This is a genomic window from Pseudomonas sp. 18.1.10, assembly GCF_024655625.1.
Lineage (GTDB): Bacteria > Pseudomonadota > Gammaproteobacteria > Pseudomonadales > Pseudomonadaceae > Aquipseudomonas.
On sequence record NZ_JANLGL010000050.1, the window covers coordinates 1 to 21,011 of the forward strand.

Consider the following 21,011-nt stretch of genomic DNA (forward strand, 5'->3'; position numbering starts at 1 on the left):
GCTGCTGTCAACACCTCTTTTTCAACTTCCTTCGCGCTTCGATGAACTGAAGCAACCTGCTGTCGAAACCTACATAACTCATTGTTTACCAAGGAGTTTTCCGTTTCGACTGCGCCGGAAGTGGGGCGAATTATAGACAGTTACAATTCGCCGTCAACCCTTTTCTTCACATTCTTGAGGCGACTGCCATTCGCCCGCATCGGCAGCCTTCAGCGCCCTCAGAACTTCGCGCGCAGCGTCATGTTGAAATTGCGCGGCTCACCATAGAAGTTCCAGTAATTGGGGTTGCCCAGTGTCTGGTAGTACTTCTTGTCGAATACGTTGTCCAGGTTGTACTGCAGCTCCAGGTTCTTATTGATCTCATAGACCGCATGCAGGTTGGTCAAGTGGTATGCATCCTGCTGGATCTTGTACGCCTTGCCATACTCCCTCTGCACCATCGTGCTCTGTGCATAGAAGCTGCCGCCAACCCGCATGTGGTTGAGCGCACCCTGCAGGCGGTAGTCGGTAGCCAGCTTGAATAGATGACGCGGCGCAGCGCTGTTGAAATCATCGCCCTTCTGCTCACCCCCGACATATTTGGACTGGTTGTAGGTGTAACCCGCCGAGAGGTTCCAGTCCGACGTCACCTCCCCATTGACCTCCAACTCGAAACCGCGATTGCGCACCTTGTCGGAAGCACGGTAGCAGGACCAGTCGCGCTCGCAGGCCACCAACTCAGGACGCCCAGTCTGATCGGACTGGTAAAGCGCAATCGAACCCAGCAGACGCTTGTCGAAGAACTCGCCCTTGAGCCCAAGCTCATAGTTGCTGCCAGTCATGGGTTCAAGCACCGAGCCCGTGATGTCCTGGTTGCTCTGCGGCTTGAAAATCTCGGTATAGCTGGCGTAAGCCGTCAGGTTTTCGGTCAGGTCCTGGACCAGGCCCGCGTAAGGAGTGACTTCACCGCTCTTGGAGTAGTGGTTTGTTACTGGCCGGCTCACCCTATCCAGGCTGTCGTAGCTGACCCAACTCAAACGGCTCCCAAGGATCAGCTTTGTAGAATCGGTCAGGCTGAAGCGCCCTGCTATATAGACACCCTTCTGTTCCTGCGTACGGTTGTATTTCCACTGGTTGACATTCAGCGCCGTCGGCGCAGGCGGATCAAAGGCCCCCACATCGTTCATATCCACCACATAGCGGTAAGTCGCATCCCGACCGCCGTGGTAATCGAAGTCATCCTTGCGCCAGTTCCCACCGATGATCAGCTCATGCTGACGACCCAACAGCTGGAACGGACCGGACGCGTAGCCATCGATGCTGGTCTGAGTATCGTCATAACGGAAATGACGCGGGTTGAGGGTGAACTGGTCAGTGTTGCCAGCAGGCCAGGTGTAGTTACCCAGAAAATCCGCCTTGGACCACATCTGATTCACCACCACCACCGCTTTCCAATCATTGGCAAAGGTGTGCTGGATATCGGTAAAGACCGTAGTGTTGCGCTTGTCGAGATGATTCCAGTCACCCGTCAGCGATGTCGAACGTGACAGCGGATAGAACGTGCCATCGGTATGGATCGGCAAGCCAGACCAGTCGTACCCCGAATTGCGCTCCTTCTGATAGCTGTAACCGAGGGTCACCAGCGTCGACTCACTCACATCGGCTTCGAGGATGCCATAGAACAGCTGGTTCTCTTTCTGGGCGGTATCCAGGTAGCTGTTGGCATTGTTATAGGAAATCACTGATCGCCCACGCAACGTGCCTTCTTCATTCAGGGGCGAGGACAGATCCACCATCGTCTTATAGTCGTCCCAAGAACCCACCGACGTTTCAATCAGCGCCTGTGGCTCGGCCGTTGGACGCTTGCGGATCAAGTTGATCGACGCCGACGGCGTCCCCGCCCCCTCCATCAAGCCCGTGGCGCCGCGCACAATCTCGACCCGGTCATAAATGTCGGTGGTAGGCTTGGAAATCGCATCCATCGAATACGCATTGCTGATATTGGTCGGCACGCCATCGATCTGCAGGTTGTCCACCAACTGCCCACGCGCCTGGTACAAGGAACGCTCGCCACCATTCTTGACCACCATGATGCCCGTGGCGCTCTGCATCACGTCGTCGAGGTTCTTCATGCTCTGGTCATCCATGCGCTGACGGGTAACGACCGTCACCGACTGCGGCGTTTCACGCAGTGACATCGCCAGCTTGGTGGCGGTGGACGAGCGCCCGGTCGCATACGACCCGCTGCCCTCCGTCACCGCCCCCAAGCCCTGGCCGGTGATAGTGGTGGCCCCCAGTGTCAAACCCGTTGCCGGTTGCACGATCAGTTGAAACTCACCCTCCCCGGTGCGCACCGCCTGTACGCCAGTGCCCGCCAACATCTGCGCCAGCGCCTGCTCGACGCTTGAAGCGTGCACCGCCTGACTCTGCTTATTGGCTGTGAGCGTGGCATCCCCCCCGATCAGAATCCCCGCCTGGCTTGCCAGCAGGTTCAACTGACGAGCAAGCGGGCCTGCCGGGATTTCCAAGGTTTGCAATTGGGCAGCAGCGCCCGGGCTGTCGGCCTGGGCAGAAACGACATCAACGGCCAAAGCCATGACCACAGCCAGAGCCAGGGGATGGCGGCGTGAGAAAACGGTAGTGCGAGACAGCATGAATGAATCCTTTCGCAAGTCGAATGGAGGAGCGTCATCCAACCAAGCGAGCGAGCCGCGCAAAACCGGAAAAAGTTTTTCGGATTATTTTCAACGCGCCTCGACCGACACCCACCAAGGCAACGTACGCACCACCCGAATCGGCAGCGCCCGCTCCAGCATCGCCAGCGCGCGGTCACTGTCGAGCAACGGATAGGTCCCCACCACGCGCAAACCGGCGAGCGCCGGATCGATACCGAGATGACCTTGACGGTAATCCCCAAGTGTCTGCACCACTTCGCCCAGCGGCAGGTCCTCAGCCACCAGCACGCCGCGACGCCAATCCTGACGCCGAGCTTGCGCTGGCACCAACGCGCCACCGGCCTGGGCATCGAACACCATTGCCTGGCCCGCCGCGACCCGCACCTGCAGGCCGCTGTCTGCGCAAGTAGCCTGCACCGCGCCACCAAATACACTCAACGTGGTCTGCACGCCCTCGGCCCGCACACCAAACACGGTGCCCAGCGGTTGCATGCGCCCGGCCCGCGTCACTACCTGCAAAGGGCGCACATCGGTACCGGTCTCGATGAGCATTTCACCGCGATACAACCGCAACTGCCGCACGCCCTCATCGAAGTGCACATCGAGCGCCGTCGCGCCGTTGAGCCACAGCTGGCTGCCGTCGGCCAGGCGGATCGGCCGCACTTCACCCAACCCGGTGCGATAGGTCGCAAACAGAGCACGCGGCGAGTCCAGCCAGCCCTGTCGCCAACCCGCCGACGCCAACAGCCCACCCATGCCCGCCACACACAGACTGCCGAGCAAGGTTCGGCGTGAAACGCGATCACGGCGCAACGTCGTCAACACCTGATGCGCCTGATCGGCACTACCGCTGAGGTTGCCAAAACGCTGGTTGATGCCCTCGACGTACTGCCACGCCAGCCGATGCTGAGCATCCTCCGCCAGCCATGCCCGCCACTGGCCGTGGGCGCTGGGGTCATCCGGCTGTGCATGCAAGCGCGCAAACCAGCTGGCCGCCGCTTGCAGCACACGATGATCGGGCGCGGCCGGGTTCATATCAGCGCTCCAGCCAGCTCGACTTCCAACAGCAGGCATTGATACATCGCCTGCGCCAGATAACTGTTCACACTGCGCTCGCTCACCCCCAGCCGCTGCGCCGTTTCACGCTGCGTCAGACCTTGCAACTGCACCAGCAGGAATGTCTCGGCCACCCGCTTGGGCATCCGCTCCAGCATGGCCTGCAACTGCCCAAGGGTTTCCAGGATGATCGCCTGATACTCCAGCGACGGCACCTGATGCTCAGGCTGCGCCGCCAGTACGTCCAGGTACGCTTGCTCGATGCGCCGACGGCGCCAGAAGTCCACACACATATGCCGCGACATGCGCCCAAGATAAGCGCGCGCATGCTCGTCATCGTTGAACGTGCGCGGCGTGGCCAACAAGCGCACGAACACGTCATGCGCCAGCTCCGCCGCATCGCTGGCATTGCCCAGCTTGCGTTGGAGCCACTGCTGCATCCAGCCATGGTGTGAGCGGTAGAGCGCCTCCAGGCTGGAACTGAGAACAGGAGCACCAGGCGGAACCTTCATGGAGAGCGTGCCTTGCTTTCTAATAAGAATGATTAGCAAGTGTAACTTTGATGCATCGCCCCCCGCAATTGGCAAGTCAGAACGTATATTTGAAGCTGGTCATCACATTACGCGGCGCACCGTACACGCTCCAACTGTCCGCATAAGCGTAATAACTGCGATCAAACACGTTGTTCACATTCAACGTCGCGCTCAGATTGCGGCTGATGTCATACCGCGCCATCAGGTTGGTCAGCGCATAGCTGCCCTGCTCGAACGTATGCAAATCCATCCCGGTCTTGCTCTGCCAGTTCACCCCGCCGCCCACCGTCACCTTGTCCAACACGCCCGGCAGGCGGTAAGTGGTAAAGGTCTTGAGGCTGTGACGCGGGCTGGTGGTAACAATGCGCTGGTCATCTGCGTTGGTACTGACGCTGTAGGCGTAACCGGCAGACGCTTGCCAGCCGTCGCTCAGCTCACCGTTGAACTCCAACTCCACACCCTTGGTAGTAGTCCCCTGCTCCGCACGGTAGATGTCCGGGTCACCGACAAACACCGGCAGGTTGTCCTGGTCGATCTTGAACAGCGCCAGGCTCGCGTTGAGTCTGTCGTCGTTGAAGCTGCCCTTGACCCCGACCTCATAACCCGTGCCTTCCTGCGGGTCCAACGCCTTATAGCTCGCGTCATGAATACCGTAGGCCTGGGGGTTGAAGATCTTGGTATAGCTGGCATACAGCGACCAGGTACTGTTCAAGTCATACACGATACCGGCATACGGCAGGAACACACCGTTGCGGGTTTCCTTGCTCTGCGTGTTCTGGCTCGGGTCAGCGTAGGTCACCACTTCATTACTGCGCTTCCAGTCAGTCACGCGGCTGCCAAGAATCACCGCCGTGTTGTCGGTGACATGCAAACGCGACGTCAGGTACGCCGCATACTGGTTCTCTTCTATATGGGTCTTGCCCACAGGCGTGGTGTTCGGCACATTCGCGCCGCTGCCGCTCCAATTGAAGATGTTCGGCACGGTGCCGTCGTAACCGGTCCAACTGCCAAACCAGCCGCCATGGCTTGGCGTGTTTTCGTGGTAACGCGACATGGTCACGCCAGCGATCAACTCATGCTCACGCCCAAACAGGCTGAACGGCCCGGTGAGATACGCATCGAGGTTGTTCTGGCGCGGCGTGCCCGACCAGCGATTGGGATAGAGATAAGCACCCGCCCCCGTCTCCTGGTCGATGCTGCCATTCATATAGTTAATCAGCTCATCGAACTGGTTCTGCGTATGGCTGACCTCAACCTTGCCGCTCCAACCGTTATCGAACTGATGCTCAATAGAGCTGAACACATTGGTCTGCTTGCGATCGTTATACGCCCAATCCGGCGCGCTGTTGGCCGAGCGGCTGAAGGTGGTGCGGTTGCCGTTGCTGTAGAACATCGGGAAACCGGTGCGCAACGGGTCATTCACCTGATTGTTGATATAGCTGAAACCCACCGTCAGCATCGTCGCATCGCTCAGGTCGAACTCGGAAATCCCGTAGACCATCTGCGAATCGGTGTTGACGCGATCCACCCACGAGTTCTGCTTCTTATAGTCCACCACCAGGCGCCCACGGATATTGCCGCTGTCGGTCAGGGGCCCGGACACATCGAACCCCGTGCCATAACGATCCCAACTGCCCGCCTCCCCCGTGATACTGGCCTGCGCCTCGGCCGTCGGGCGCTTGCGGATCAGGTTGATGGTCGCCGACGGCGTGCCCGACCCGCTAATCAACCCCGTGGCACCGCGCACCACTTCCACACGGTCGTACATCGCCGTGTTCTGCGTGGTGTTATCCAGGCGTGCCGACGTCGGCACCCCGTCGATCTCAAAGTTGTTGATCTGGAAACCACGGGACCAGTACGTATCGTTCTCCGCGCCGACGCCCACCCGCAGCACCGTAATCCCCGGCGTGGCCTCCAGCACCTCAGTGAGGTTGGTCAGCCGCTGGTCATCAAGACGTTGGCGAGTGATAACCGTGACCGATTGCGGCGTTTCTTTCTGCGTCAGGTTCAGCCGCGTCGAACTGCTCGACGAATAGGTGGTGTAAAGGCCAGTGCCCTCAGTGGTCGAACCCGGCGCCATGCCGGAAATCGAGATCGCGCCCAATTGCACGGCACCGCCCGCCCCCGGCTGCACTTGATAACGCCCCTCGCCGGTCTGCACCACCGTCAGCTCGCTGCCCGCCAGCAGCACCTGCAACGCCTGGTCCACCGAGTAGCTGCCATGCAGCGCCGGGCCAGTCTTGCCGGCGGTGAGTGCCGCATTGCCCGCCAGATAAACGCCGCTTTGGGCGGCGAGCTGATTGAGCTGATCGGCCAAGGCGCCGGCGGGCAGGTCGAAGCGCTGCACCGCCTGTTCAGCGGCAGCCGCCAATGGCACAAGGCTCAGACTGATGGGCACGGCCAAGGCCAAAGCAATCGCCAGGGCCAGAGGCTGGGGAGAGTTACGCAGGAATAAAGGCATAAAACAGTTCCGGTCGAAGGAGGCATCAAGCCGTTGTCCTTCTCTAATTCGAATGAGAACGCAAAACCGGAAGCACAAACGAAAAAATCAGCGCGGTACCACGTTGACCCACCAGGCAAACCGCCGCTCGATGCGCACCGGCAACACCTGCGCAAGCATGGCCAGCGCCTGATCGGTGTCTTGCAAGGGGTACGTGCCCATCACCCGAAGGTTGGCCACCTGCAGATCAACCCCCAAATGCCCATGGCGATAGCTGGCCAGTTCACCGACAAAGTCCGCCAGGCGCATATCGTTGGCCATCAACAGCCCCTTCGCCCACGCCTCGCGCCCGGGTTGCGCAGGATGCAGCGCCGACAGGCTGTGGCGGTCAAAGCCCACGCCCTGCCCCGCTGGCACGATGCGCGTCTGGTCGCTATCGCCACAGGCCGCTTGCACACGGCCTTCGTACACATTGAGCTGCGTGCGGCCATCGTGTTCGCGCACGCTGAACCGCGTGCCCAAAGGCCGCAGGCGACCTTGCGCGGTCTCCACCACAAACGGGCGACTGTCGCTGCCGGTATGGATCAGGATCTCACCGCTGTAGAGCTTCAACTCGCGCTGCGCGGCACTGAAGTTGACGTCCAGCGCCGTGCCGCTGTTGAGCCAGATCCGCGTACCGTCGGCCAGCACCTGTTCGCCCAGCGGCACAACACCGGTGTGGAAATCACGGGTCCAGGCGCCCCGTTGCTGCCAGCTCCCCCAGCCCAGCAGCGCGCTGCCCATGACAATCGACAACCCACGCAACACCTGCCGCCGCGAGCGCTGCGAACCGCGCAGGTGTGCCAGCGTCTGGTTCGCCCCCGGCACATCCTCCTGCAACGGCGCAAACCGCTGGCTCACCCGCGCGACATAACTCCAGGCCAACCGGTTGACCTCGTTGCGCCCATGCCACTGGCGCCACGCGTCATGCAAATGCCGCGCCTCCGGCTCGGCACTCAGGCGCGCAAACCAGTCAGCGGCTTGTTGCAACGCGGCATAGTCCAGGCCAGCAGAAGGCGTGCTCACGACAAGGCGCCGTCCAGTTCGGCTTCCAGCACCATGCACTGGAACATCGCCTGCCCGATGTACTTGGTCACCGTGCGCTCGCTCACGCCAATACGCAGCGCGATCTCGCGGTAACTCAAGCCATCGATCTGCGCCAGGCAGAACGCCTCGGACACCTTCACCGGCAAGCGATCCAGCATCGCCTGCAAATGCACCAGCGCTTCCAGCACCAGCGCCCGGTGTTCTTCCGACGGCGCACAGTGTTCCGGCCGGCTCGCCAACACCTCCAGCCACGCCTGCTCCACCTGCTTGCGGCGGAAAAAATCCACACAGACGTTACGCGACAGCGTGCTCAAGTACGCCCGCGCATGCCCGTCACTGCCGAACTCGCGCGGATGAGTCAGCAAGCGCACGAACACATCGTGGGCCAGTTCGGCGGCGTCACTGACATTGCCGAGTTTTCGCGCCAGCCAGCGTTGAATCCAGCCATGGTGCGCCGAATACAGGCTGCCAACGGTGAAGGGAGAGGACTCGGGAAGCGGGGGCATGGGCAGCCCTACGAATAAGAATTGTTCCCAATGGTAATAAGAAAAGATAACCACCACAACGGGGAAAAGTTACCAGCAGCCCGACTCAAGGGCTGTCCCGCTGCGTGCGCCCATCCGGCCCATACAACCGGTCACCCCCCAGGCTGCTCAAAAACCCGACAATCTTCTGATTACAGGCCATGCGCTGGCGGATCGCCCCACCATTGGCCAGGTTGAGCTGCCGCGCCCGCTGCGCCAACGCCTGCACCTGTCGCCACGCCGCCAGGCAATCGGCATCTTCGGCTGCCTTGAATGCACCCTGGCGACCGCTGCCATAACCGAGCTTCAATTGCGCGCCACTGCGGATCGCTTCCAGCTGCTCCAGCTTGAGCAACGCCGCCTGCTTGCTCGCCGTCAGCTCCTGCAAGCGTTCACCCTCGACCTTGGCCTGGGCCAACGCCAACCGTTCCTGCTCCAGCAACTGCACCAACTGCTCAATCGCCTGCTGCTGCACTTGCAGATGTTTGCCCAGGCTCATAGGCACCTGCACCTCATCAATGCGCGCTCATTCGACGGTTTCACCCACGCTGGCGGCGAGGCCGTCGAAGATCGAATCGGCGCTGACCTGGTACGTACCGCCGGCAATCGCCTGGCGCACCGCGGCGACTTTATCCATGTCCACATCCGCCGAACTCTCGACGCGCGTCTCGGCACTGCTGCTGGAAACCTGCACGCCGTCATCGACGGTGGCTTCCAGCGCCAGCAACTCGATGCGCTGGCTGCCGGGCGCTTGGCTGTCGACGGGCGCCGGGGGGTTGGTCAGGTTCGCACTTATGATTTTCACGTTAGAAGCTTCATCTGCTGTGGGGTTGGGTCAACTATCGGCAATCGCAAAGGCAAACTTTGCCCGTTGATCGAAATAACTCAGTAGCGCAGCCGCAACGCGTTCTGGCCCACCACTTGGGCGCTGAGCATTTTGCCGTCGCTGCCCAAGACCCGCACGGTGCTGCCCAGGCTGCCATTGTCCAGCGCCTTGCCCTCGCGGCTGATGGTGAAACCCGCGCCCTCGGCCTGCAACGTCACCTGCTGGTTGCGCTCCACCAGCCAACGCTCGCGCACACTGTTCTGGGTCAGCACCACATTGCGACTGAGGTTGCGGCTGGCCTGGCGCCCGATGATCTGCGCGGTATCGAACAGCACGCCCTTGGGCAAGCGCTCCAACGGGCCGCGCCTGGTTTCCAGCATCGGTGCCTTGATCGCCTCCCCCGCCGTGATGCGCTGGCGCGCAACTATATAGTCGCCCACCACCCGAACACTGACTTGCAGGTAACCCGCCACCTCACTGCCACAGCGCACGCCCATCGCCACCCGGCCGAATGCGTTCTGCTCGGGGTGGACCAGATACGGGCGCGGCTGTGCACAGTCCACGATACGCGTAGCCGGCTGGCCGAGATCCACTGCCAGCAACTGCGCACGCGGTGGCAAGCGTTGCGCGATCACCGCGCGCACCCTGTCCTCCAGCCCATCCGCCTGGGCCAGGGCGCTACACAGCAAACACACCAAACCGCCTGATCGCCACCTCATCAACCCCGCCCTCCGCGCTTCCAAGCGCCGAATTCTAGTCGCCCGGCCCACGGGGCAAGGCCGGAATTAGCCCCCAAATAGCCGCCTGTTTCGGCCTTTGCCCAGGCAGCCTTGGGACTAACCTGCGAGCCGTTCATTTATTTGATGCACAGGTCCGCAACCATGATCGACAAGCTCGACAACGAGCTGCGCTTTCAGCAGGACGCAATGAGTTTGCGGGCTGAGCGACAGCAGGTATTGGCCAATAACATCGCCAACGCCGACACACCGAACTTCCGCGCGCGGGACTTCGACTTCTCCACCGAACTGGCCAGTTCTCTGCAAAAACCGCACATGGGCAGCGGCATGGCCCTGGCCACCACGTCGGACCGCCACCTGCAAGCCTCGTCCACAAGCCTGTCCAGCCGCGACTTGCTCTACCGCGTGCCCGACCAACCCAGCCTGGACGGCAACACCGTGGACATGGACCGCGAACGCGCGCAGTTCACCGACAACGCCGTGCGCTACCAGGCCAGCCTCACGTTCCTGACCAGCCGCTTGCAGTCGCTCAAGACCGCCATGCAGTCCGAATAATCCAGGGAAAGCACCATGTCGATGTTCAGCATTTTCGATATCGCCGGCTCCGCGCTCAGCGCCCAGTCCCAGCGCATGAACGTAACCGCCAGCAACCTGGCCAACGCCGACACCACCAGCGGCCCGGACAACGCCGCCTACCGCGCACGCCAAGTGGTCTTCGAATCCCAATACCAGGCGGGCAGCAACATCGGCGGCGTGCGCGTCAGCCAGGTGGTAGAGGACGGCTCGCCGATGCGCCAGGAATACCGCCCCGGCGACCCGCTCGCCGACGTATCCGGCTACGTGACCATGCCCAACGTCGAGCCCGTGGGCGAAATGGTCAACATGATCTCCGCCTCGCGCTCTTACCAGGCCAACGTCGAAGTCATGTCCACCAGCAAGGAAATGATGCTGAAAACTTTGACCCTAGGTGAGGCGTAAACCATGACCAGTACGATTGCCAGCTCGGTGCTGTCGAGCATGAACAGCACCAGCAGCACCGCCGACAGCACCACCTCGGCGGCGGATGATTTGCAGGACCAGTTCCTCACCCTGCTCACCACCCAACTGCAAAACCAGGACCCCACCGACCCGATGGACAACAGCGAGATGGTCACCCAGCTCGCGCAGATCAGCACCATCAGCAGCATCGAGAACGTCACCTCGACGCTGGAAGGCATCTCCAGCCAGATCAGCGCCGCCGAAACCCTGCAAGCCTCGGCGCTGGTGGGCAACGGCGTATTGATCGACGGCAACACTATCCAGGTCGGCGACGGCGTGGCCACCACGTTTGGCGTGACCCTCGACAGCGCCGCCGATGACGTCACCGTCACCATCAAGGACAGCACCGGCACCGTGGTGCGCACCATTGATGAAGGCAGCATGAGTGCCGGCACCCAAGCGCTGTCATGGGATGGCCTGAACGATGACGGCAGCACCGCCGCCGACGGCGCCTACACCTTCGCCATCAGCGCCACCGCCAGCGACGTCGCCGTCACCAGCACGGCACTGAAATACGCCCTGGTCACCGGCGTCACCACCGACAGCAGCAACCAGGTCGCCCTGGACCTGGGCGGCGTCAACGACAACGTCGCCCTCAGCGACATCAGCCTCGTCCTCTGACTCGCCCACTTATATAAAGGAGCAACACCATGGCTTTTTCCCAAGCGCTCAGTGGCTTGTCGGCGGCGTCCACCGACCTCAACGTGGTCAGCAACAACATTTCCAACTCCCAGACCGTGGGCTTCAAAAGCTCCACCACGCAGTTCGCCGATGTGTATTCCGGCGCGGACGTGGGCCTGGGCACCCAGGTTTCCGGCGTGGTGCAGAACTTCGAATCCGGCAGCCTGACCACCACCGACAACTCCCTGGACCTGGCGATCAACGGCGACGGTTTCTTCACCTTCACCGACGGCACGCAAACCGTGTACTCGCGCAACGGCCAGCTGACCCTGACGGCCGAGGGCTACCTGGAAAACGCCGCCGGCGACCAACTGCTCGGCGTCAACGGCGTGATCCAGATCCCCACCACCGGCCTGCAAGCCAGCGCCAGCACCGAGCTGGACGCCGAGCTGAACCTGGACGCCAGCGCAGACACCCTCACCGCTACCTTCGACCAGACCGATTCGTCCACCTACTCCTATTCCACCAGCGCCACGCTCTACGATTCCCTCGGTATCAGCCACACCAGCACCCTGTATTTCAGCAAGACCGCCGACAACACCTGGGAAGTGCACACCGCCATCGACGGCAACCTGCTCACCCAGACCCAGACCGTCGGCTTCAGCGCCAGCGGCCTGATTACCAGCGGCGAAACCGGCACCTACACCTACGACCCGGCCAACGGCGCGGCCGAGCTGTCGATCACCCTCGACCTCACCGGCACCACCCAGTTCGGCAATGACTCGGCCGTGTCCGACATCTCGCAGAACGGCTACACCTCCGGCAGCCTGGTGAGTTTCAGCATCGACGAAACCGGTACCGTGGTCGCCACCTACTCCAACGACCAGACCAAGAACATCGACCAGATCCAGCTCGCCACCTTCAGCAATGAAAACGGCCTGAAAGCCAATGGCGACAACACCTGGCTGGCCACGTCCTCGTCCGGCCAGGCCCTGCTCGGCGTGGCCGGCAGCGGCTCGTTGGGCTCGATCCTCAGCGGCACCACCGAAGACTCCAACGTCGACCTGACCGCCGAGCTGGTGAACCTGATCATTGCCCAGCGCAACTTCCAGGCCAACGCCAAGTCGGTGACGGCGCAAAGCGAAGTCTTGCAGCAAGCCGTGAACATCGGTTCCTGACCCTATGGACCGCATGCTTTTCACCGCCATGAGCGGCGCCAACCAGGCCCTCGAACAACAAGCCGTGGTCGCCAACAACCTGGCCAATATCGTCACGCCGGGGTTTCGTGCGCAATTGGTGGAGATGCAGTCTTCACCCGTTGCCGGCGAAGGCCTGCCGACCCGCGTTTCGGTGGCGGCCAACGGCATCGGTGTCGATTGGAGCCAAGGCCCGGTGGTGCACACCGACCGCGCACTGGACGTGGCCCTCGGCGAAAACGTGATGCTCGCGGTGCAGGCCGGCGACGGCAGCGAGGCCTACACCCGGCGCGGCGATTTGCAGGTGGACGGCACCGGCGCCATGAGCGTGGGCGGCCGCCCGGTGATCGGCGACGGCGGCCCGGTCACCGTGCCCCTGGGCAGCGAAGTCACCCTTGGCAGCGACGGCACCATCAGCGTGCGTGAACTGGGCATGAGCCCGCGCGGCTTAAGCCCGGTGGGTAAGTTGAAGCTGGTCTCGGCCTTGCCCGGCACCTTGCAGCCCGGCACCGACGGGCTGTTCCGCACCGCCAACGCGCAACCGTTGCCCGCCGACGACACCCTGCGCGTCGCCCCCGGCGCCCTGGAAGGCAGCAACGTCAGCCCCACCAGCGCCATGGTCGCGATGATCGACAACTCGCGCCGCTACGACATGCAGATGAAAGCCATCAGCACCGCCGACGAAAACGCCAAGAGCGCCAACAGCCTGCTGTCCCTGAGCTGAGCGCACCGTTGCACCGACAAGGAACCAAACGATGATCCGCTCACTGTGGACGGCCAAGACCGGCCTCGAAGCCCAACAAGGGCAAATGGACGTGATCGCCAACAACCTGGCGAACGTCAGCACCAACGGCTTCAAGCGCTCGCGCGCGGTGTTCGAAGACCTGGTGTACCAGAACGTGCGCCAGCCCGGCGCGCAAAGCAGCACCGACACGCGCCTGCCCTCCGGCTTGCAGGTCGGCACCGGCGTGCGCGAAGTCGCCACCGAACGCCTGCACACCCAGGGCAACCTGGAACAGACCAGCAGCTCCAAGGACTTGGCCATCAACGGCCTGGGCTTTTTCCAAGTGGACATGCCCGATGGCAGCACCGGCTACACCCGCGATGGCAGCTTCCAGCTCGATTCCAACGGCGAGATGGTCACCTCCAACGGCTACAAACTCTCGGCCGGCGTGACCATCCCGGCCAACGCCACCGCGATCACCATCAGCACCGACGGCATCGTTTCGGTGACCACGCCAAGTGCGTCCACCTCGACCCAGGTCGGCCAGCTCAACCTGGCGTTGTTCATCAACCCGGCCGGCCTGCAAAGCATCGGCCAGAACCTCTACCTGGAAACCGACGCCTCCGGTTCGCCCACCGAAACCACCCCGGGCCTGAACGGCGGCGGCACCTTGTCCCAGGGCTATGTCGAGACCTCCAACGTCAACGTGGTGGAAGAAATGGTCGGCATGATCCAGACCCAGCGCGCCTACGAAATCAACAGCAAGGCCGTCGAAAGCTCGGACGAGATGCTCCAGCGTCTGACCCAGCTCTGAGCGAGATCCCCACCATGGCTCACAAGTATCTACTCGCCTGCGTGCTGGCCCTCGCCGGTTGCGATCAACTGCCGCACAAACCGGTGGTGCCCGAAGAAGACCTGCCGGCGCCGGTCTACCCGTTGCGCCAGGCCAACGGCTCGATCTACCAAGGCAGCCTCGGCTCGCAGCCGCTGTTCGAAGACCGCCGCCCCCGCCGGGTCGGCGACACGCTGACCATCCAACTGGAAGAACAGGTCAGCGCCAGCAAGAACTCTTCATCCAACGCCAGCCGCGCCGGCTCCATGGGGCTGAAGTTCGCCACCACCTCGGCCCGCGCCTCCCAGGTCGGCTCGTTTGGCATGGACGCCTCCACCACCCACGACTTTATCGGCGCCGGCGGCTCCCAGGCGAACAACTCGTTCACCGGCACCATCTCGGTGACGGTGATGCAAGTGATGCCCAACGGGCACCTGCGGGTGCGCGGCGACAAACAGATCGCGATCAACCAGGGCACCGAGTTCATCCGTTTCTCCGGCCTGGTCAACCCGCGCAGCATCACCGGCGAGAACACCGTGTCCTCGACCCAGGTGTCCCAGGCGCGCATCGAGTACGTGGGCGATGGCTATATCAACGAAGCGCAGCGCATGGGCTGGCTGCACCGCATCCTGCTGAACGTTTCACCTTTTTGAGTGACCCTGCCATGTTCCTGAGAGCCGTCAGAATCCTGCTGCTGAGCTGCCCGTTGTGGCTGTGCGCAACGGCGCACGCCGAGCAGATCCGCGACATCGCCGACTTTGCCGGCATCCGCCCCAACAGCCTGGTGGGCTACGGCCTGGTAGTCGGCCTGGACGGCAGCGGCGACCAGACCACCCAAAGCCCATTCACCGAACAGGGCCTGACCAACATGCTCTCGCAGCTGGGCGTGACCCTGCCCGCCGGGGCGAACATGCAAATGCGCAACATTGCCGCCGTGATCGTCACCGCCAACCTGCCCGCGCTGTCGCGCCCCGGCCAGCAGATCGACGTGGTGGTGTCGTCCATCGGCAACGCGAAAAGCCTGCGCGGCGGCACGTTATTGATGACGCCAATGAAAGGCGCGGACGGCGAAGTCTACGCCGTGGCCCAAGGCAGCCTGCTGGTGGGCGGCGCCGGCGCGTCGGCCAACGGCAGCAGCGTGACGGTCAACCAGTTGGCAGGCGGGCGCATCCCCCGTGGCGCAATCATCGAACGCGCGGTGGCGCTGAACCTGAACAACGAGCACGGCCTGCTCGGCCTGTCCCTGCATGAGCCGGATTCCGCCACCGCGCAACGCGTGGTCTACGCGATCAACCTGGACATGCGCCGCACCGTGGCCTCGGCCGTCGACGGCGGGCTGATCGAGATCCAGGGGCCGGTGTCGCCCAACGAGCGCACCAACTTCATGGCACGCATCGAAAGCATCGAAGTGCTGCCGATCCAGGCGCGGCCAAAAGTCATCCTCGATTCGCGCACCGGCTCCATCGTGATCAATAGCTCGGTGAAGCTGTACCGCGCGGCCGTGGCCCACGGCAATCTGTCGGTGATTATCGACACCACCAACACCGTCAGCCAGCCCGGTGCGTTCAGTGGCGGGCAGACCGCCGTGACGTCCCAGAGCAATATTTCCATCGAATCCCAGGGCGGTTCCCTGCATCTGCTGGAAGGCACGGCCAACTTGATGGACGTGATAAAGGGCCTCAACGCCCTCGGCGCCACGCCGCAAGACCTGATGGTGATCTTGCAGGCGCTCAAGGCCGCTGGATCGCTGCGCGCTGAACTGGAAATCATCTGATGAAGAGCGCCGATCATTTCGCCCTGGATGTGCAAGGCCTCGATCACCTGCGCAACCGCGCCCACCTGGACCCGCAAGCGGGACTCAAGGAGGCCAGCAAGCAGTTCGAGGCGGTGTTTATCCAGATGATGCTTAAAAGCATGCGCGCGGCGGTGCCCAAGTCCGAGCTGTCGAGCCACTCGCAAACCGAGCTGTACACCGAAATGCTCGACCAGCAATGGGCGCAGAGCCTGTCGGGCAAAGGCATCGGCCTGGCCGAACAGCTCACCCGGCAACTGAGCGGCTATGCCGCGCAACAGAACCCGGAGCTGAGCGCCGCCACCACCGCATTCCTCGACATGCCGACCCGCTCACCGTTCGAAGCCTGGAAACGCCGCGAAGTCAGCGCCAGCAACAGCGACCAGCCCGAGCACGTGCAAGCCTTCATCGCCCGCCTCAGCGGCCCGGCACAAACCGCCGCACGCAACAGTGGCGTGCCTGCCGAACTGATCCTGGCCCAGGCCGCGCTGGAAACCGACTGGGGCCGACGCACCATCACCACCGCCCAAGGCGCCGACAGCCACAACCTCTTCGGCATCAAGGCCGGCAGCGCCTGGCAAGGCGCGACCACCCAAGTGCTGACCACCGAATACAGCGACGCCCAGGCGCAAAAGCAGCTGGAAAGTTTCCGCGTGTACGCCAGCGACGAAGCCGCCTTCAGCGACTACGCGCGCCTGATGCGCAGCCGCCCCGGCTACGCCGCCGTGCGCACGGCCGGTGACGCACCGCAAGCCGCCATCGCCCTGCAACAGGGCGGTTACGCCACCGACCCGCGTTATGCGCAGAAGCTGATTTCCGTGATGGCCACCATCGGTCCCTTGCACACCACTCAAGCGCGCAACGATTTATAGGCCAGGGGTCAATTCACCCCTTCGCCGGGCCGATAGTGCCAAGCATGTAGCCCAGGAGCTTCTCGATGAGCATTATTTCCATTGGCGTCAGCGGCCTGTCCGCCGCGCAGATCGCCCTCAGCACCAGCAGCAGCAACACCACCAACGCCTACACGGCCGGCTACACCTTGCAGGTGGCGAACTTCTCCGAGTCCACCTCGGGCAGCGGCGTGCAGATCTCCAGTGTGGATCGCCAATACAACCAGTTCGTCACCACCCAGCTCAACAGCTCGATCAGCGCCGAAAGCGCGCTGTCCACCTACCAGACCCAAGTCGACCAGATCGACAGCCTGCTCGCCGACGGTGACGCCAGCCTCGACACGCTGCTGCAGAGTTTCTTCTCGGCCCTGCAAACCCTGACCTCCGACGCCAGCGACACCGCCGCCCGCGAAGAAGTGATCGGCGCCGCGCAGACCCTGACCGCGCAGTTCACCCAGCTGGGCAGCTACCTCGACGACATGGCCAACGACGTCAACAGCCAGATCGACGACCAGGTCAGCCAAGTCAACGACCTCACCGAACAGATCGCCGGGCTCAACAAAAAGATCAGCCTGAGCGATGCCCTGGGTTCCACCTCCAACACCCTGCTCGACCAACGCGATTTGCTCGTCAGCCAACTCAGCGAACTGGTGGACGTGGATGTCACCACCCAGGACAACGGCAGCTACACCGTGTCCCTGAGCAACGGCCTGGCGCTGGTGTCGGGCAACAGCAGCTTCGACCTGCAAACCGCCGTCTCGGCCAGCGACCCGACGCAAACCGTGGTCACCTACGTGGACGCCGCGGGCCACACCACCACACTCGACGACGCGGTGTTTGAAGGCGGCTCCCTCGGCGGCCTGATGGACTTTCGCGACAACAGCCTGAGCGACGCGCAAAACCAGCTGGGCATCCTCGCCGTCAGCCTGACCCAAGCCTTCAACACCTTGCAGGCGTCGGGCATCGACCTCAATGGCGACAGCGGCAGCGCGCTGTTCTCGGTGGACGACCCCAGCGTCTACGGCAACACCCGCAACACCGGCGACGCGATCTTGGGCGCCACCTTCAACGACGACGTCAGCGCCCTCGCCGCCACCGACTACACCGTCAGCTATTCCAGCAGCGACGGCTACAGCGTGACCCGCAACGACACCGGCGCCAGCGTCACCTCCGCCTACGACAGCGGCACGCTGACCTTCGCCGGCATGAGCGTGACCATCAGCGGCACCGCCGACGATGGCGACAGTTTCCTGGTCTTGCCCACGCGCAACGCCGCCAGCAGCTTCACTACCCTGACCAGCGACGGCAGCCTGATCGCCGCCGGCACGTCCACCGGCAGCAGCGACAACAGCAACGCCCTGGCCATGCTCAACCTGCAAACCAGCAGCATCGTCGGCGGCAGCAAGACCCTCAGCCAAACCTATTCGGCGCTGGTCAGCGACGTGGGCAGCACCGCGAGCAAAGTCGCCGGGCAGTTGGAAACCCAGACCAGCCTCACCGAACAACTGACCACGCTGCAACAGTCGGAATCGGGGGTCAACCTGGATGAAGAGGCGGCCAACCTGATCGTCTACCAGCAGTACTACCAGGCCTGCGCAAAGGTGGTTGAAGTGGGCACCAGCCTGCTCGACACCATCCTCGACATCAACTAAAGGAGCGCCGCCATGCGCCTGAGCAGTGCGACGATTTACAACCAGAGCCTCAGTTCCATGCTGGCCCAGGAAAGCGCCTACCAGACCGCCGCCCAGCAAGTGGCCAGCGGCACGCGGGTGGTCACGCCGTCCGACGATTCACTGGCCGCCGCGCAAGCCGTCAACGTGCGCCAGGCGATTGCCGCCAATGAGCAGTACGCCGACGCGCGCAGCAGCATCAGCACGTCGTTGTCCCAGGAAGAAAGCACCCTGGACAGCATCAACGATGCGATCACCAGCGCGCGTTCGCTGATCGTGCAGGCCAACAACGGCACCCTGAGCGACGCCGACCGCGAGTCCATCGCCACCTCTTTGCAAGGCGTGTACGACACCCTCGTCACCCTGGCCAACGCCACTGACAGCAACGGCAACTACCTGTTTTCCGGCTACCAGAGCCAAAGCCCGGCGTTCGCGGCGGATGCCGACGGCAACATGGTTTACCAGGGCGACAGCAATGTGGTCACGCAACTGGTCAGCTCCACCCAAAGCATGGCCAGCGGCGACACCGGCGCGACGATTTTCCAATCGGTGAGCAGCTCCGCCGGTTTTATCGCCGAAGCCGGCGACAACAGTGGCAGCGTCACCTTCAGCGGCCCGACCATCACCGACACCACGGACGCGAACTACGGCACCGGCTTCAGCCTGACCTTCAGCACCGCCGCCGACGGCACCGCGCAATACAGCCTCGACGGCGCCACCCCGGTGGCCTACACCTCGGGCGACACCCTGCAAGTCAACGGCCTGTCCCTGACCCTCAGCGGCACCCCGGTGGCCGGCGACAGCATCAGCGTCAGCAAAGCCGCCGACGCCGACCCGGACCTGTTCGCCACCCTGAAAAACCTGATCTCCGTGCTGCAAACCCCCGTGGAAACCGACGCTGACCGAGCCAACCTGAACAACACCCTCTCCACCGCCAGCCGCCAACTGAGCAATGCCCAGGACACGGTACTGACGGTGCAGACCTCGGTGGGTTCGCGGCTCAATCAACTGGACGTGCTCGACACCATCGGCGACGACCTGGCGCTGAGCTACACGGAGCGGTTGTCGGGGTTGGTGGATGCGGACTACACCGAATCGGTGACGCAATACACCTCGCTGCAAGTGGCGTTACAGGCGGCGCAGCAGACGTTTGTCAGCATCCAGAAGATGTCCCTGTTCGAATACATCTGACGGGTTGAACCGGGTAAAAACTGTGGGAGCGGGTTTGCTCGCGAATGCGGTGATTCAGGTACAAATCCATTGACTGACACACCGCTTTCGCGAGCAAGCCCGCTCCCACATTTTTGACCGAGCAGGCTTCAAGAAAGGGCCATGTTATCCGTCAGGTACTGCATGAAATGCAGGGTGTTGGTGAGCAACGTCGCCAGAAACGGCCCGAGGTCGCCCATCACCACCATCAGCAGAATCAACCCCACCGACAGCGTCAGCGGAAAGCCCACCGAAAATACCGTGAGCTGCGGCGACACGCGGTTGAGGATGCCCATGGCCAAGCTGATAATCAGCAACGTGCCCACCATCGGCAACGCCAGCAACAAACCGGTCAGGTAGATCGTGCTGCCGTACCGCGCAATCAGGTGCCAGGCATTCGGGTCGAAACGCAGGTTGCCGATGGGCAAGGTCTTGAACGTGCCGGCCAGCAATTCCAGGACCATCAAATGCCCGTCGAGCGCGAGGAACATCAGCACGGTAATCATCCCCAGGTACCGCGACAGCACCAGGCTGTTGGTGCTGGTGTCCGCCGAGAAGAACGTGGCAAACGCCAAGCCCATCTGCATGCCGCAGATGTCGCCGGTCATCTCCACCACCGCCAGGGTCACGCGCATGACCATGCCCAGCGCCATGCCGATCAGCACCTGTTCCACGATCACACCCAGCCCCGGCCAGGAGAACAGCGCCACCTGGGGCAACGGCGGCAGGTTCGGCGCCAGCAGGAACGCCAGCAACATCGCCAGCCCGACCTTGACCTGGCTCGACACGTTCTTGTGCCCCAGGATCGGGTCGCTCATCAGGTACGCGAGCACCCGGCAGAACGGCCAGAAAAAACCGGTCAGCCACAGTTGCAGCTGCGCCGAGCTGACTTCAATCACCGCGCGTCAGCCGATCAGCGTGGGCAGGCTGGTGAATAACGCGCGGGTGTAATCCACGAGCATTTCCATCATCAACGGCCCGGCGATCACCAGCACCACACACACGCCGATGATCTTGGGGATAAACGACAGGGTGGATTCGTTGATCTGCGTGGCGGCCTGGAACAGGCTCACCAGCAGGCCGATAAACAGGGTCACGAACAACACGGGCGCGGCCACGATCATGCTCATGCGCATGCCTTTGTAAGCCAGGTCCATCACCATTTCCGGGGTCATCGGCAACG

At 62.7% G+C, this 21,011-nt stretch carries 22 protein-coding genes; 11 read left to right on the top strand and 11 right to left on the bottom strand.

Features of this window, described 5'->3' with window-relative positions; translation table 11 throughout:
* Positions 1-218: 218 nt before the first annotated feature.
* The 9 genes from NUV89_RS11390 to flgA all read right to left on the bottom strand — a co-directional run bounded on the left by NUV89_RS11390 (position 219) and on the right by flgA (position 9,838).
* A complete protein-coding gene (locus NUV89_RS11390; protein ID WP_257781371.1) occupies positions 219-2,633 on the bottom strand; it encodes a TonB-dependent receptor in 2,415 nt (804 codons plus the stop codon).
* Between the two features lie 90 nt (positions 2,634-2,723).
* Positions 2,724-3,689, bottom strand: coding sequence for a FecR domain-containing protein (locus NUV89_RS11395; RefSeq protein WP_257781372.1), 966 nt, complete (start codon positions 3,687-3,689; stop codon positions 2,724-2,726).
* The gene (locus tag NUV89_RS11400) at positions 3,686-4,222 is read right to left on the bottom strand and encodes a sigma-70 family RNA polymerase sigma factor (RefSeq protein WP_257781373.1); all 537 of its coding nucleotides are present in this window, start codon (positions 4,220-4,222) and stop codon (positions 3,686-3,688) included. The genes NUV89_RS11395 and NUV89_RS11400 overlap by 4 nt, the downstream gene beginning before the upstream one ends.
* Positions 4,223-4,298: 76 nt before the next feature.
* Positions 4,299-6,704, bottom strand: coding sequence for a TonB-dependent siderophore receptor (locus NUV89_RS11405; RefSeq protein ID WP_257781374.1), 2,406 nt, complete (start codon positions 6,702-6,704; stop codon positions 4,299-4,301).
* 87 nt (positions 6,705-6,791) lie between these two features.
* The gene (locus tag NUV89_RS11410; RefSeq protein ID WP_257781375.1) at positions 6,792-7,748 is read right to left on the bottom strand and encodes a FecR domain-containing protein; all 957 of its coding nucleotides are present in this window, start codon (positions 7,746-7,748) and stop codon (positions 6,792-6,794) included.
* Positions 7,745-8,275, bottom strand: coding sequence for a sigma-70 family RNA polymerase sigma factor (locus NUV89_RS11415; RefSeq protein ID WP_257781376.1), 531 nt, complete (start codon positions 8,273-8,275; stop codon positions 7,745-7,747). Before NUV89_RS11415 ends, NUV89_RS11410 begins: the two co-directional genes overlap by 4 nt.
* An 85-nt stretch (positions 8,276-8,360) precedes the next feature.
* The gene (locus NUV89_RS11420) at positions 8,361-8,792 is read right to left on the bottom strand and encodes a flagella synthesis protein FlgN (protein ID WP_257781377.1); all 432 of its coding nucleotides are present in this window, start codon (positions 8,790-8,792) and stop codon (positions 8,361-8,363) included.
* A 27-nt stretch (positions 8,793-8,819) separates the two neighbouring features.
* Complete coding sequence (gene flgM, locus NUV89_RS11425; RefSeq protein WP_257781378.1) at positions 8,820-9,098, bottom strand: flagellar biosynthesis anti-sigma factor FlgM; 279 nt, start codon at positions 9,096-9,098, stop codon at positions 8,820-8,822.
* An 80-nt stretch (positions 9,099-9,178) separates the two neighbouring features.
* Positions 9,179-9,838 (bottom strand): flagellar basal body P-ring formation chaperone FlgA, encoded by a 660-nt coding sequence (gene flgA / locus NUV89_RS11430; protein ID WP_257781380.1) that lies wholly within the window; start codon positions 9,836-9,838, stop codon positions 9,179-9,181.
* A 162-nt stretch (positions 9,839-10,000) separates the two neighbouring features.
* Here flgA and flgB point away from each other — a divergent pair, with 162 nt between their 5' ends.
* The 11 genes from flgB (at position 10,001) to flgL (ending at position 19,810) form a co-directional block, all read left to right on the top strand.
* Positions 10,001-10,411: a flagellar basal body rod protein FlgB gene (flgB, locus tag NUV89_RS11435; protein ID WP_257781381.1), complete on the top strand. Its 411-nt coding sequence runs from the start codon at positions 10,001-10,003 to the stop codon at positions 10,409-10,411.
* A 15-nt stretch (positions 10,412-10,426) separates the two neighbouring features.
* Positions 10,427-10,834 carry a flagellar basal body rod protein FlgC gene (gene flgC / locus NUV89_RS11440; protein ID WP_257781382.1) on the top strand — a complete coding sequence of 136 codons (408 nt, stop codon included), beginning with the start codon at positions 10,427-10,429 and terminating at the stop codon, positions 10,832-10,834.
* A gap of 3 nt (positions 10,835-10,837) precedes the next feature.
* Complete coding sequence (locus NUV89_RS11445) at positions 10,838-11,515, top strand: flagellar hook assembly protein FlgD (RefSeq protein ID WP_257781383.1); 678 nt, start codon at positions 10,838-10,840, stop codon at positions 11,513-11,515.
* 29 nt (positions 11,516-11,544) lie between these two features.
* On the top strand, positions 11,545-12,693 hold the full coding sequence (gene flgE / locus NUV89_RS11450; RefSeq protein ID WP_257781384.1) for a flagellar hook protein FlgE: 1,149 nt from the start codon (positions 11,545-11,547) through the stop codon (positions 12,691-12,693).
* Positions 12,694-12,697: 4 nt separating this feature from the next.
* On the top strand, positions 12,698-13,435 hold the full coding sequence (locus tag NUV89_RS11455; protein WP_257781385.1) for a flagellar basal body rod protein FlgF: 738 nt from the start codon (positions 12,698-12,700) through the stop codon (positions 13,433-13,435).
* A 31-nt stretch (positions 13,436-13,466) separates the two neighbouring features.
* Positions 13,467-14,249 (top strand): flagellar basal-body rod protein FlgG, encoded by a 783-nt coding sequence (gene flgG, locus NUV89_RS11460; protein WP_257781386.1) that lies wholly within the window; start codon positions 13,467-13,469, stop codon positions 14,247-14,249.
* Positions 14,250-14,263: 14 nt separating this feature from the next.
* The gene (locus NUV89_RS11465; RefSeq protein WP_017735836.1) at positions 14,264-14,920 is read left to right on the top strand and encodes a flagellar basal body L-ring protein FlgH; all 657 of its coding nucleotides are present in this window, start codon (positions 14,264-14,266) and stop codon (positions 14,918-14,920) included.
* Positions 14,921-14,931: 11 nt separating this feature from the next.
* Entirely contained in the window at positions 14,932-16,041 is a 1,110-nt protein-coding gene (locus tag NUV89_RS11470; RefSeq protein WP_257781387.1) for a flagellar basal body P-ring protein FlgI, read from the top strand.
* Positions 16,041-16,931, top strand: a complete 891-nt coding sequence (flgJ, locus tag NUV89_RS11475) for a flagellar assembly peptidoglycan hydrolase FlgJ (protein WP_257781388.1) — start codon at positions 16,041-16,043, stop codon at positions 16,929-16,931. The genes NUV89_RS11470 and flgJ overlap by 1 nt, the downstream gene beginning before the upstream one ends.
* A gap of 65 nt (positions 16,932-16,996) precedes the next feature.
* Entirely contained in the window at positions 16,997-18,601 is a 1,605-nt protein-coding gene (gene flgK / locus NUV89_RS11480) for a flagellar hook-associated protein FlgK (RefSeq protein ID WP_257781389.1), read from the top strand.
* Positions 18,602-18,613: 12 nt separating this feature from the next.
* On the top strand, positions 18,614-19,810 hold the full coding sequence (flgL, locus tag NUV89_RS11485; protein ID WP_257781390.1) for a flagellar hook-associated protein FlgL: 1,197 nt from the start codon (positions 18,614-18,616) through the stop codon (positions 19,808-19,810).
* Positions 19,811-19,938: 128 nt separating this feature from the next.
* Here the strand turns inward: flgL and fliR are convergent, their stop codons facing one another.
* Complete coding sequence (gene fliR / locus NUV89_RS11490; protein WP_257781391.1) at positions 19,939-20,727, bottom strand: flagellar biosynthetic protein FliR; 789 nt, start codon at positions 20,725-20,727, stop codon at positions 19,939-19,941.
* Positions 20,728-20,733: 6 nt separating this feature from the next.
* Positions 20,734-21,003 (bottom strand): flagellar biosynthesis protein FliQ, encoded by a 270-nt coding sequence (fliQ, locus tag NUV89_RS11495; RefSeq protein ID WP_257781392.1) that lies wholly within the window; start codon positions 21,001-21,003, stop codon positions 20,734-20,736.
* Between the last annotated feature and the right edge of the window lie 8 nt (positions 21,004-21,011).